The organism is Acinetobacter sp. WCHA45 (assembly GCF_002165255.2).
In the GTDB taxonomy this organism is placed as follows: domain Bacteria; phylum Pseudomonadota; class Gammaproteobacteria; order Pseudomonadales; family Moraxellaceae; genus Acinetobacter.
Genome location: NZ_CP028561.1, coordinates 1,807,170 through 1,820,348, shown reverse-complemented (window position 1 = coordinate 1,820,348; position 13,179 = coordinate 1,807,170). Strand labels below are relative to the sequence as shown.

The window sequence follows — 13,179 nt, the reverse complement described above, 5'->3', positions numbered from 1 at the left end:
TCAACCTAAAAATAAATTTGATAAAAGCCGATCTATTTTGCAGAACGGATATGTTGAGTATTTTAACGACCAGATTCATCATTCCATAACAGCTTATGTAACTGTAATTGGAAGCGAACAGGGAGATGGTCATCTAAAATCCATTGAGCTAAGTCACGCGCCAAGGCGGGCAATCCGACAGCTCCTTTTTCGATAGCAAAGGCTGGTGAAAACCATACTGTACTTACTTTATCTTGCAACTGAAATTGTTCAAGTTGCTGTTTTGACCACTCATAGTCAGCACGATTACAAATCACAAATTTAATCTGGTCATGTGGGGTGAGATGGTCAAGATTACTATATAGATTACGATGCTCTTCTTTTGACGTTGGTGTTTTTAAATCCAACACTTTGGAAACACGAGGGTCAACTTTCGATACATCTAAAGCACCGCTGGTTTCAAGTGAAACCTCAAATCCAAGATCACAAAGACGTTGTAATAAAATCAAACAGTTTGGTTGTGCAAGCGGTTCGCCACCTGTCACACAGATATAAGGTGTTTTATGTTGGCTTGCTGTTTCGATAATCTGTTCAAGGGATAAACGTTCACCACCTTCAAATGAATAAGTCGTATCACAATAACTACAACGTAAAGGACAACCCGTTAAACGAATAAAAACAGTCGGTAAACCAAACGTATTCGCTTCGCCTTGCAAAGAATAGAAGATCTCGGTAATACGTAAACCAGCCGCAGGATCAGATACAGGAATTGCAGAAGAACGTAAGGAAGCCATAAATAGTTACCACAAACAGTTGCTACATAAGCAGCAAGTACATAAAAAACAAAATCTCTACGACCATAGCTGATCGTAGAGACGAGGAGCGATGAAACTCCGAGAAACGTTATAAATTAGTCTGCACGTAATAAATCGTTCAAGCTAGTTTTTGCACGTGTTTTCGCATCTACTTTTTTCACAATAATTGCAGCATAAAGGCTGTAAGTACCACATTTCGATGGAAGGCTGCCTGCAACAACAACTGAACCTGCTGGTACGCGACCATAGTGAATCTCACCTGTTTCACGATCAAAGATTTTAGTTGATTGACCAATGAATACGCCCATTGAAATCACTGAACCTTCTTCAACAATCACACCTTCAACGATTTCTGAACGAGCACCGATGAAGCAGTTGTCTTCAATAATCGTTGGATTTGCTTGTAATGGTTCGAGTACACCACCGATACCAACACCACCAGATAAATGAACGTTTTTACCGATTTGAGCACATGAACCAACAGTTGCCCAAGTATCAACCATAGTGCCTTCATCAACATATGCACCGATGTTGACATACGATGGCATCAATACGACATTTTTCGCTTGGAAGCTACCACGACGAGCAACAGCAGGTGGTACAACACGGACACCAGCAGCTTTAAATTGTTCTTCAGTCCAACCTGAATATTTTGTTGCAACCTTGTCATAAAACTGTAGATCACATGCTTCGATTGGCTGGTTGTCATTCAGTTTGAATGAAAGTAAAACAGCTTTTTTTAGCCATTGATGAACAACCCACTCACCATCGATTTTTTCAGCGACACGAAGTGTACCATTGTCTAAACCTGTTAGCGTCTCTTCAACAGCTTGACGAATTTCAGTAGGGCAATCTGCTGCACTGTAGTTTGCACGGTCTTCAAAGGCTTGTTCAATGATTGTAGAAAGCTGAGACATGATCTTCATTCTTCCAAAAATAAATTTCCGAGATTTTACACTAAATTGAACCAAGAATCTTTGAAAAAAGTCGTTACAATAAAGTGTTTTAAAATTAAGCAATAAAATTGTAATAAATTCGGATTTAATTGTTTTTTATCCATTATTTTGAAATATACAATTATCCTTAATTTGTATCAAAAAATAACAGAAAGTAATCAGTTTCTGTATAAAAAGATATCAATCATTCTTTTAAGATTTTACTACAGTAACAACTATACCTTAGATAAAAGTATTTTTTGAGGAGACTTCAATGAAAGCTTTGCGCGTTATTTTAGCTGCAGGTGCATTAACAGCGATTGCAGGTTCTGCTTTAGCAGCAGATGAACAAGTTGTGAAGGAATCAGGTTCTACGTTTCCTTCATACTTAGATCCAGTTTCAGTTCGTGCTGAAGTGGGTACTACAGGTTATGGTGGTGCAATTTCTTATCGTGTTAATCCATATGTAGGTTTAAGCCTTGGTTACAATGGTGGCGATATTTCATGGTCTGATGATGTCAAAATTGATGGCACCAAATATGATCTTGATATGGAGAATAACAACACATATTTAAATGCTGAACTTTATCCATGGGGTGCGAGTCAAAATGCGTTCGCTCGTTCGCTTTATGTAGCAGCAGGTGTTGGGTATCTTGATAATGATTATGATCTTCAGAAACGTACATCAGCAGGTCGTACTTTAACAATTGACAACAATGATTATGAAGTTGTTAATCCTGGGCAAGAGGGTGGTGTACGTGGCAAAATGTCATATAAAAATAACATCGCGCCTTATGTCGGTTTAGGTTTGAATGCACCAGTGTATAAAAATATTGGTTTGTTTGGTGAAGTTGGTGCTTACTACACAGGTAACCCTGACGTAAAACTTGATGATTACAACTTAAAAGGTGTTAACGGAGCTAAGCCGATTAATCAGGCAGTTGCTGATGAGCAAGACAAAATTGCGAATAAGAGTCGCTATGAATGGTTGCCAGTGGCTAAAGTGGGTGTGAGCTTTAAGTTCTAATCTACCAACTCTGCATAAAAAAACGAGCGCTAAGCTCGTTTTTTTATGCTCAGATTTTAGGTTGGAATAAATGGCTAATAGTAGTAAAGCCATTCATTTTGTTTGATTTATTCTTCGGGATAAGCCACTTTTTTAAGTTCTTTGATGTTTGTTTTTGGAGAACATAAAGAAATAAATTCATAACCATAGCCACGTAAAAGATGTCCTTTACGCACAGCAATCCAAGTTGTATTCACTCCAAAAACATCAGTTTTTAATTGTTCTAAGCGATAATCTTTGTCTGTGTCATAAGCGACATCATTGACAATACCCACCCCCATATTGAGTTCAACATAGGTTTTAATGACGTCGGCATCTAAGGCGGACATCACGATATCGGCATGTATATGAGCATCTTCAAATGCTTTATCGATTTTAGAGCGTCCAGTAAAGCCACCGTGATATGTGATCAATGGATATTCAGCTAATACATCTAAACTAATTTTATCTAACTTAGTCAAAGGGTGGTCTTTCGGTGTAATGATACTATGATGCCATTCATAATAAGGTACGCTTGCTAAGTTCTCTTCGGTCGTTAAAGATTCAGTTGCGATACCAATATCGGCTTCCCCCTGGAGTAGCATTTCTGCGATTTCAACAGGACTCGCTTGTTGTAAAACCAAATGTACTTTTGGGAATAATTTTTTAAATTGATTCACAATTGGTGGAAGAACATACCGTGCTTGGGTATGCGTTGTTGCAATTGTTAAGGTGCCTTCATCAACTTTATTAAAGTCATCAGCAAGACGTTTAATATTATCAGCATCGACTAACATCCGTTCCACGATGCTTAATAACGATTGACCTGGTTCAGTCAAACCGAGCAAGCGTTTACCTTTACGTACAAAGAGTTGTACACCTAACTCATCTTCTAAATCTTTAATGTGCTTACTGACACCAGATTGGGAGGTATAAAGTGCCGCAGAAGCTTCAGTTAAATTAAAGTTTTGGCGAACAGTTTCTCGAATAATTCTGAGTTGTTGAAAGTTCATAATAATTTTTCCACATAAAAGATGAGGAACGATCAAATCTATTTAATCGCCCTCAAGATATTATTCTAAGCAACTTGAGTCGTTTGGTCTGCAAATAAATGAAGTTGAGCTGCACTAATCCAGACGGTTTGATTCGGTCTAAATTGATGTAAATTTGCTTCTTCTACACTAAGTAAAATCTCAATGGTACGTCCACTGCGATCTTGTAATTCCGCAATCACTTTGCCCGCAATCCAGACCTCACGTATAAACGTTGCCTCAATCGTATTCGCTTGGGGACGGGTATGAATATGTAATTCATTTGGTCGTGCAAATGCAATCACTTTTCCTTGCGGTGCTGCTAATGAGGTTGGCAGTTGGATTCGATCATCACCAATGCGGATGATACCGCTAGTATGTTCGCCTTCAAAACGATTTGCTTGACCTAAGAAATCAAAAACAAAGGGTGTTGCTGGTTTTTCATAAACTTCACGAGGTGAACCAATTTGTTCAACATCGCCTTTATTCATGACAATAATTTGGTCTGCGACTTCCAAAGCCTCTTCTTGGTCATGTGTAACAAAAATAGATGTGATATGTAGTTCATCATGTAAGGTTCGTAACCAACGGCGTAATTCTTTACGAACTTTGGCATCTAGTGCGCCAAAAGGCTCATCAAGTAATAAAACACGTGGTTCTACTGCAAGGGCGCGTGCTAGTGCAATACGTTGACGTTGTCCACCTGAAAGTTGAGCAGGGTAACGATCAGCTAAGAAACCCAGTTGAACCAAATCTAATAAGCGCGTGACACGTTTTTTAATTTCGGCTTCTGATGGACGAGTTGCGCGTGGGCGAACGCGTAAACCAAAAGCGATATTGTCAAACACAGTCATATGGCGGAATAAGGCATAGTGTTGAAATACAAAACCGACTTGACGTTCACGAACATGGATATTTGTGGCATCTTCGCCTTCAAGTAAAACTTGACCATGATCAGCAGATTCTAAACCCGCGATGATGCGTAATAATGTTGTTTTTCCACAGCCTGAAGGACCAAGCAAAGCAACTAATTCACCTTCAGGAAAGTCTAAAGAGATATTTTTGAGTGCATGGAATGCACCGAAGTGTTTTTCAATATTTTTAACTTGAATACTCATGTGTTCATTCCTTAGTGATTCGGTTGATGTTCATTTGCTTGGTCTTGGCGTATTTCTAACCAAGTTTTCAAGATCAATGTGATGATTGCTAAGAATGCCAGTAAAGATGACACCGCAAATGCAGCACTGAAGGTATACTCGTTGTATAGAATTTCTACATGTAAAGGTAATGTGTTCGTTTCACCACGAATGTGTCCTGAAACGACCGATACAGCACCAAACTCACCCATTGCACGTGCATTACATAGAATCACACCATAGATCAAACCCCATTTAATATTTGGAAGTGTTACTTTCCAGAAAGTTTGCCAACCAGATGCACCAAGTACGATTGCAGCTTCTTCTTCTTCAGTACCTTGAGCTTCCATGAGCGGAATGAGTTCGCGTGCAACAAAAGGAACTGTAATAAAAATTGTGGCTAAAACAATGGCAGGTACGGCATAAAGGATTTTAATATCGTGATCCATTAACCAACCGCCAACCCAACCTTGTGAACCAAAAATCAGAACCAACATTAAACCTGCAATTACAGGGGAGACTGAAAATGGCATATCAATAATGGTGGTCAAGATGGCTTTGCCACGGAACTGGAATTTAGCCACAGCCCAAGCAGCCGCGACACCAAAAACTACATTAATTGGTACAGCAATCGCTGCTGTCAGTAAGGTTAGTTTGACTGCCGACAGTGTGTCAGAATCAGTTAAGGCATTGATGTAAACTGAAAGACCTTGTTTAAATGCTTCAACAAAAACCAAAATGAGCGGTAGTATTAAGCAACTTAAGAAGAAAATCAGTGCAATACTAATTAATGTATAACGGACCCATGTTGGTTCACGGGTTGAATCACGAGATTGCAACTTTATGGCTAAAGCATTGCTATTGGTATTTAAACTCATTGCGCAGTTCTCCCTGTACGACGGCTTGCCCATGCTTGAACTAAATTAATTAAAAATAAGATGGCAAATGAGAGAACGAGCATGACGACAGCGATCGTTGTTGCGCCTGCATAATCATATTCTTCTAAACGAGAAATGATCATGAGGGGAGCAATCTCTGTTTTATACGGTTGATTGCCTGCAATAAAGATGACGGAGCCATATTCACCAACACCGCGGGCAAATGCCAAAGCAAAGCCTGTTAATAGTGCAGGGAATAGGATCGGTAAGATGATTTTAGTAATGGTTTGCCAGCGATTTGCACCCAGTGCAGAAGCTGCTTCTTCAAGTTCAGTTTCAATATCGCTGAGAACTGGTTGTACTGTTCGAACAACAAAGGGTAATCCAATAAAAATCAATGCAAGGGTAATACCAATCGGAGTGTAAGCCACTTGAATTCCTAGAGGTTCAAGATATTGACCAATCCAACCTGTAGGTGCATATAACGAGGTTAATGCAATCCCAGCCACTGCGGTAGGCAAAGCAAAAGGTAAATCGACCAAAGCATCGACGACTCTTTTACCTGGGAAATTATAACGAACCAAGCACCAAGCCAGCAGTATGCCAAAGATTACATTGACTAAAGAAGCGATCAATGCAGCACTAAAGCTGAGTTGTAACGATTTTAAAATTCGTTCTGAAGTAAGAATTTCCCATAATCCATCCCATCCAATCCCTAAAGATTTGATAAATACAGCTGATAAAGGAATAAGTACGATAAAAGATACATAAGCGAGGGTGAAGCCCAAAGACAGACCAAACCCAGGCAGCACTCGGGAACGCTGCGACATGATATTTCCTCAAAGAGAAATATTTGCTAAAACCAGCAAATAAATAACACTAAAACCAAAAAATACTGAGAGCGGAATCTATGCAAATTTCAAATTAAAATTTGCCTGACTCATTCGAGTTACAGGTTGCAGTTTTTTTTCAGGCAACATGTAATTAAGGATGTCTGGAAAAGGGCCAAATCCAGATGCCACATTGATGTGACCTACTTGTCCCAAATTGATTGGTGTCAGTTTCCAAGCTTGAGCCAGTTGCAAAGCATCGAAATAACCTAACCAAGGATCATTTTCACTGATTAATAAAGTGGTTGGCACATCAATATTAAGCTGATGGAAATACTGTTTGTAATCAGTCAAGCTGTGACGAGCAAAGCCCGCTTCGCCAAACCGTGCAGGATTTGCAGGTGCAACCAAAATTAATTTTTTTACTTTTGTTTGTAACTCTGGATGTTCAGCTAAAGCAGCAACACTGGTTAAACAGCCAAAGCTATGAGCAACAATTTGTATTGATGCTTCTATAGTTGCAACGGTTTTGACAAATTGAGCAACCCATTCGTTTAAAACGGGTCGGTCCCAATGTTTCTGTTGAACGCGGGAGCTAGACACGAGTTGTTGTTGTAACCAAGATTGCCAATGTTGAGCTTCGCTACCCCCAACACCAGGAACAATTACGGTATGAATCATGTCCGCTCTCCTTATTTACCTAATTAGTAAATTATTTTGTGGTGCTGTTGATCTTGACGATTTGATCGAAAATACCGCCATTATCAAAATGAGTTTTTTGTACTTTGGTCCAACCACCAAACTCTTTATCGATCGTGACAAGCTTCAGAGGTTTAAAAGTGGCGCTATATTTCTTTAAAACAGCTGCATTGCGAGGACGATAGAAGTTACGTGCTGCAATTTCCTGACCCGCTGGAGAATATAAGTAGTTCAAATAGCCACGAGCGATTTGTGAATTACCTTTTTTCTCAGCATTTTTTTCTACAACCGCCACTGGAGGTTCAGCCAAAATTGAAAGTGACGGTGTAACGATCTCAAATTTACCTGGTTGTTCACGTACTGCTAGGAATGCTTCATTTTCCCAAGCCAGTAAAACATCACCGATGCCGCGTTCAGCAAATGTAGTAGTTGCGCCACGTGCACCTGAATCAAGTACTTTGGTTTGTTTGTAAATTTGGCGAACAAATTCTTGTGCCTTGGCATCGTTACCACCTTTTTGGTGTTTTGCCCATGCCCAAGCACCTAAATAGTTCCAACGTGCGCCACCTGATGTTTTTGGATTTGGTGTAATAATTTCTACACCTGGTTTAACCAGATCACCCCAATCTTTAATTTGTTTTGGGTTGCCTTTACGCACAAGGAAAACAATCGTTGAGGTGTAAGGCGTGGAGTTATTTGGTAGTTTCTTCTGCCAATCAGCTGGAAGCAGTTTTGCATTTTCAGCAATTTCATCAATATCTGCTGCAAGGGCAAGTGTTACGACATCAGCATTTAAGCCATCAATCACGGCACGTGCCTGTTTGCCTGAACCCCCATGGGATTGTTTGAAATCAATGTCCTGTCCTGTACGCTGTTTCCAGAAAGCACCAAACTGCTTGTTGAAATCGGTATAAAGCTCGCGAGTTGGATCATAAGAGACATTTAAAAACTCTTGTGCCGCGAAAGATGAAACGGAGAGTAATGCGGCAATAACACCGACTTTTAACTGAGATAAACGCATGAAAAACCCCTTGAAATTAAATCTTGATTTGGAATATGGATGCAGCATAACGCCAGTTTTTTTGCAAAAAAAATAATTAAAAACGAATTTGATATGAGGAAAAAAGAAATATAAAAAAGAGATAACTTATGCTGAATTTCTGATAATTGTTTCGTATATAGCTATAAAACAAGATGTTGAATTTGATTCATATTGAATGTTTATTTAAAAATGAGTTTCGGTAGATTAAGCCTGAATATATTTAGAGAGTCCGTGCTAATTCGAGTTGTTAATAAACGATTGGATTCTAGATCATGATGAATGAGGTATGGATTGTGTACATGCTTTTGCCAAACTTAGGTTTCAGGGTATGATGACGATGTGTTGGAGACTGAATTTTTGATCATGCAGTGTTATAAAAATGGACAATTGATTGATTCGATTCCGTTGTTAGATCGAGCCTTTCATTATGGAGATGGTTGCTTTACCACTGCGCGAATTTTTCAAGATACGTTTGAACTAAAACAATTACACTTTGCTCGTTTGGCATTGGCTTGCCAAAGATTAAGTCTTCATGTGGATTTATCGGTCATAGATAGATCCTTAGCACAACTACAACAACAGCATTTTACCTTGAATGGCACCTTAAAAATTGTGATTAGTCGGGGCGAGGGAGATCGAGGATATAGCTTACCTTTACATGCTGCTGATGTTTATGTTTGGTATTACCCTAAAGTCATGCAAGTTTTTCAACCAGAGTGGATTGAGAGTGGGGTGTTAAACCATGCTCTAGGTTTGAATATGCCGCATTTAGTGGGTTTAAAAACATTAAACCGTTTAGAACAAGTATTATTAAAGCAGGAAGCTGACCATCAGGGGTGGCTTGAAGCATTGGTAACTGATGTACAAGGTTATATTGTAGAAGGGGTGAGCAGTAATTGTTTTATTCGTATAAATGACCGATGGATTACACCAGAACTTCGTTATAATGGCGTCCACGGCGTCATGCGAGCCAAGATTCTATCTCGTATGAAGCAACAGAATATTGAATGTGAACAAGGTTGTGTAGAGGTTAATGATATTGAACGTATTCAAAGTCTATTTTTCTGCAACGCTTTACATCCGATGAAAGCAGTTATTCGATTTAATGGTCGGACTTTTGAGCAGCAACCCTACCTTGATTTATTTGAAACATTGAAACTTAGCCAGATTGATTAATATGCCAAAGCCACCAACAACCCCAGCCAATACAAAGAAAAAGCCAAAAGCTCAACCGAAGTCTAAGTTTCCTATCAAAGCCTTATTGATTGTAATCGTTGTCTTTCTTTTGCTCGTACTCGGTGTGCTTTGGGCAAGCTTATTTAAGAATTATCCAGTCGAAGGGAAAAAGCAGGTTCTAGTCATTTCTTCGGGAGATACTTACTCAAAATTTATTGATCATCTAGCCAAAGAAAATAAAGTTAATTTCCCTATTATTTTAAAGATTTATCAAAAATTTATGATTCATGACAGTTTGAAAGCTGGTGTGTATGAAATCAATAAAGGGATGAGTGTTCGTCAAGTACTTGATATGCTATCTGATGCTGAAAATGCACAAATGAATCGTATTTTGGTGATTGAAGGGACAACTTTTAAACAATTGCTACAGAATTTAAAGAAAGATCCGAATGTTAGTAAGACTATTTTAGATCTACCGCAAGACCAATTATTAAAAGCTTTAGATATTCCTTATTCACACCCTGAAGGTTTATTTGCACCAGATACTTATTTCTTTGCCAAGGGCGAAACAGATAAGAAAATTTTAACGGATTTATATCGCCGTCAAATGAAATCATTAGATGAAGCTTGGGCAAAAAAAGCACCGAACTTACCCTATAACGATAAATATCAAGCTTTAATCATGGCTTCGATTATTGAAAAAGAAACCAATTTAGATAGTGAACTGGAGCAAGTTTCAGGTGTATTTGTACGTCGTTTAAAAATCGGTATGCGTCTACAAACTGATCCAACCGTAATTTATGGTATGGGGGATAATTATAAAGGTAATATCACTCGTAATGATTTACGGACAGCAACGCCTTATAATACATACACGATCAATGGTTTACCGCCAACTCCGATTGCATTGCCAAGTAAAAAAGCGATTGAAGCAGCAATGCATCCAGACGATGCTAAAAATATTTACTTTGTTGCCACAGGTAATGGTGGGCATAAATTTACAGCTTCCTTAGAAGATCATAATCGTGCAGTTCAAGAATATTTAACTGCGTTACGTGCAAAGCAAAAGTAGGATGAATGATGTTTATTAGTTTTGAAGGTACGGAAGGTGTAGGTAAGACGACACTCATTCGTAAAATTCATCAGTACTTTGAACAACAAGGTAAAGAAGTCGTTTTGACCCGTGAGCCGGGTGGAACGCCGTTAGCTGAACAGATTCGCTCTTTATTATTAGCAGTGAATCACGAAGAACAAATGAGTCATGATACTGAGCTGTTATTGATTTATGCAGCACGTGCGCAGCATTTACAACAAGTGATTTTACCTGCATTAGAGGCAGGCAAGATTGTGTTGAGTGATCGTTTTACTGATGCCAGTTTTGCATATCAATGTTCTGGACGTGGTTTAAGTCAGGAAAAATTGCAATTATTAAATCAAACTTTTGTGGCGAAAATGCCGAATATTACCTTTTGGTTGGATGCGCCGATTGAGTTGGGCATGACGCGTGCGAGAGAGCGTGGGGCATTGGATCGTTTTGAGCAAGAGAAGTTGAGTTTCTTTGCCAAAGTGCGTGCGGGTTATGAGACCTTGTTGCAAGCAGAGCCTGAACGAATCAAGCGTTTGGATGCAACACAGAATGCTGAGCTTGTGTTTGAAGACGCCCTAAATTATGTAAAACAGCTTGCTTAGAAGCTGTTTTACATCGAATAAATATAATTACTCATTCACCAACAACTGTTCCACCTTAAAATTCGGTGGCGTTAACACAGTTTTGCGAATTTCATTAGAAAGCTCAGGATAATCCAACGTGTAATGCAAACCACGTGATTCCTTGCGCTCCATGGCACAACGTACAATCATTTCAGAAACTAGTACTAGGTTACGCAACTCAATCAGGTTTTTACTGACGCGATAACCTTGATAGTATTCGTTAATTTCACGTTTTAACATTTCAATACGATGTAAAGCACGTTGCAAACGTTTAGTGGTGCGAACAATACCCACATAGTTCCACATGGTTGAACGCAATTCATCCCAGTTTTGTAAGATCACAACATCTTCATCGGCATCAGTCACTTGAGACTCATCCCAAGACGGCACATCTGGAAATTCAAAGCTAATATTATGTTTGTTTTGAATATCTTCCGCTGCACTCATGCCATAAACGAAACATTCAAGCAGTGAGTTACTTGCCATACGGTTAGCACCGTGTAAGCCAGTATATGAAGTTTCGCCAATCGCATATAAACCATCTAAGTCAGTTTGGCTATGCTCATCTACAACGACACCACCACAGGTATAATGCGCTGCTGGAACAACAGGAATCATATCTTTGGTAATATCAATCCCAAGTTCGAGCAAGCGTGCGTAAAGCGTAGGGAAGTGCTCAGTGATAAATTCAGGTGATTTATGTGTGATATCTAACCAAACATGACGAATACCTAAACGTTTGATTTCATAGTCAATCGCACGTGCAACAATATCGCGTGGCGCAAGTTCAGCACGTTCGTCAAGACGCAACATAAAACGTTCACCATCAGGCAAACGTAAATAAGCACCTTCACCACGCATGGCTTCAGTAATAAGGAAAGAACGCGCTTTCGGGTGATACAAACACGTTGGATGGAATTGATTAAATTCCATATTGGCAACACGACAACCAGCTCGATAAGCCATCGCGATACCATCACCTGTTGCAATGTCGGGGTTAGAGGTATAGAGATAAGCTTTCATTGCCCCGCCACAGGCCAAAGCTGTGAAAGGGGCTAAGAATGTATGAACTTGTTCTGTTTTTTCATTTAATGCATATAAACCAATCGCACGATTATTTTTGTCTTGATGACCAAGCTTGTGTAGTGTGATGAGGTCAATCGCAATATAATTTTCAAAAATTGTAATATTTTTACGTTCTTTAGCACGTTCAACAAGCGTGGTTGAAATTGCCTTACCTGTTGCATCAGCAGAATGAATGATACGGCGTTGTGAATGACCACCTTCACGAGTGAGGTGTAATTGCTCATCATCATCTAAAGTGAATTGAACACCTTGCTTCAATAAGAAATCAACAGAAGGCTTGCCACCTTCGACTGTATGTTTCACGGCGTCCAACTCACAAAGATGTCCGCCTGCAATCATAGTGTCATTAATATGTTGTTGAATTGAATCAGTCTCGTCTAAGACCGCAGCAACACCACCTTGAGCATAAAAAGTACTGGCTTCTGTGAGCTCTGCTTTTGCTAAAATGGCAATGTTGTAATGACTCGGTAAAGAGAGTGCAAGACTTAAACCTGCACCGCCACTGCCCACAATTATCACGTCAAAATGGTGAATTGTTTTTAAATCAGGCATGTCGATCTGCTTCAGTTTTAAACGTTCGCTAATGACAACGCTTTTTAACAAAAAAGGCAAGTGCCAATCTGCCTAGAATTGAACGATTTTTTAGCGAATGTAAACAATTTTTACTGATATGAATTGTCAATCACCTTAAAGTCTAACAAGGATAAGTATTCAATACATCATTTTAATCTAATATTAAGCTGCCCACGATAAAACGTTAATAAGCTTATAAATCATGGAGACTTTCTCCATAATTTATTCACATTTCAATATGCTA

Annotated in this window: 13 protein-coding genes; 4 read left to right on the top strand and 9 right to left on the bottom strand. The window is 39.1% G+C overall.

Translation table 11 applies throughout. The features are described 5' to 3' along the window. Positions 1-62: 62 nt before the first annotated feature. Positions 63-773, bottom strand: a complete 711-nt coding sequence (queE, locus tag CDG55_RS10175) for a 7-carboxy-7-deazaguanine synthase QueE (RefSeq protein WP_087536421.1) — start codon at positions 771-773, stop codon at positions 63-65. A gap of 116 nt (positions 774-889) precedes the next feature. Then, positions 890-1,711 carry a 2,3,4,5-tetrahydropyridine-2,6-dicarboxylate N-succinyltransferase gene (gene dapD / locus CDG55_RS10170; RefSeq protein ID WP_087536422.1) on the bottom strand — a complete coding sequence of 274 codons (822 nt, stop codon included), beginning with the start codon at positions 1,709-1,711 and terminating at the stop codon, positions 890-892. Positions 1,712-2,003: 292 nt separating this feature from the next. Here dapD and carO point away from each other — a divergent pair, with 292 nt between their 5' ends. Next, complete coding sequence (gene carO, locus CDG55_RS10165) at positions 2,004-2,756, top strand: ornithine uptake porin CarO (protein ID WP_087536423.1); 753 nt, start codon at positions 2,004-2,006, stop codon at positions 2,754-2,756. A 107-nt stretch (positions 2,757-2,863) separates the two neighbouring features. Here carO and CDG55_RS10160 read toward each other — a convergent pair whose 3' ends face one another. From CDG55_RS10160 to CDG55_RS10135, 6 genes are all read right to left on the bottom strand, one after another. Next, positions 2,864-3,787: a CysB family HTH-type transcriptional regulator gene (locus tag CDG55_RS10160; RefSeq protein WP_004959761.1), complete on the bottom strand. Its 924-nt coding sequence runs from the start codon at positions 3,785-3,787 to the stop codon at positions 2,864-2,866. 65 nt (positions 3,788-3,852) lie between these two features. Continuing rightward, positions 3,853-4,923 carry a sulfate/molybdate ABC transporter ATP-binding protein gene (locus CDG55_RS10155; protein WP_087536424.1) on the bottom strand — a complete coding sequence of 357 codons (1,071 nt, stop codon included), beginning with the start codon at positions 4,921-4,923 and terminating at the stop codon, positions 3,853-3,855. Positions 4,924-4,934: 11 nt separating this feature from the next. Continuing rightward, positions 4,935-5,819 carry a sulfate ABC transporter permease subunit CysW gene (gene cysW, locus CDG55_RS10150; protein WP_050041906.1) on the bottom strand — a complete coding sequence of 295 codons (885 nt, stop codon included), beginning with the start codon at positions 5,817-5,819 and terminating at the stop codon, positions 4,935-4,937. Then, positions 5,816-6,649 (bottom strand): sulfate ABC transporter permease subunit CysT, encoded by an 834-nt coding sequence (gene cysT / locus CDG55_RS10145; protein WP_087536425.1) that lies wholly within the window; start codon positions 6,647-6,649, stop codon positions 5,816-5,818. The genes cysW and cysT overlap by 4 nt, the downstream gene beginning before the upstream one ends. A 78-nt stretch (positions 6,650-6,727) precedes the next feature. Beyond that, positions 6,728-7,330, bottom strand: coding sequence for an RBBP9/YdeN family alpha/beta hydrolase (locus CDG55_RS10140; RefSeq protein WP_087536426.1), 603 nt, complete (start codon positions 7,328-7,330; stop codon positions 6,728-6,730). A 31-nt stretch (positions 7,331-7,361) separates the two neighbouring features. Beyond that, positions 7,362-8,369 (bottom strand): sulfate ABC transporter substrate-binding protein, encoded by a 1,008-nt coding sequence (locus CDG55_RS10135; RefSeq protein ID WP_087536427.1) that lies wholly within the window; start codon positions 8,367-8,369, stop codon positions 7,362-7,364. Between the two features lie 384 nt (positions 8,370-8,753). Here CDG55_RS10135 and pabC point away from each other — a divergent pair, with 384 nt between their 5' ends. The 3 genes from pabC to tmk are packed head-to-tail and all read left to right on the top strand — an operon-like array spanning position 8,754 to position 11,255. Further along, positions 8,754-9,566 carry an aminodeoxychorismate lyase gene (gene pabC, locus CDG55_RS10130; protein ID WP_087536428.1) on the top strand — a complete coding sequence of 271 codons (813 nt, stop codon included), beginning with the start codon at positions 8,754-8,756 and terminating at the stop codon, positions 9,564-9,566. A 1-nt stretch (position 9,567) separates the two neighbouring features. Continuing rightward, positions 9,568-10,638, top strand: coding sequence for an endolytic transglycosylase MltG (gene mltG / locus CDG55_RS10125; RefSeq protein ID WP_087536429.1), 1,071 nt, complete (start codon positions 9,568-9,570; stop codon positions 10,636-10,638). 8 nt (positions 10,639-10,646) lie between these two features. Then, complete coding sequence (gene tmk / locus CDG55_RS10120; protein ID WP_087536430.1) at positions 10,647-11,255, top strand: dTMP kinase; 609 nt, start codon at positions 10,647-10,649, stop codon at positions 11,253-11,255. 27 nt (positions 11,256-11,282) lie between these two features. Here tmk and nadB read toward each other — a convergent pair whose 3' ends face one another. After that, a complete protein-coding gene (gene nadB, locus CDG55_RS10115) occupies positions 11,283-12,920 on the bottom strand; it encodes an L-aspartate oxidase (protein ID WP_171287554.1) in 1,638 nt (545 codons plus the stop codon). Positions 12,921-13,179 lie beyond the last annotated feature (259 nt).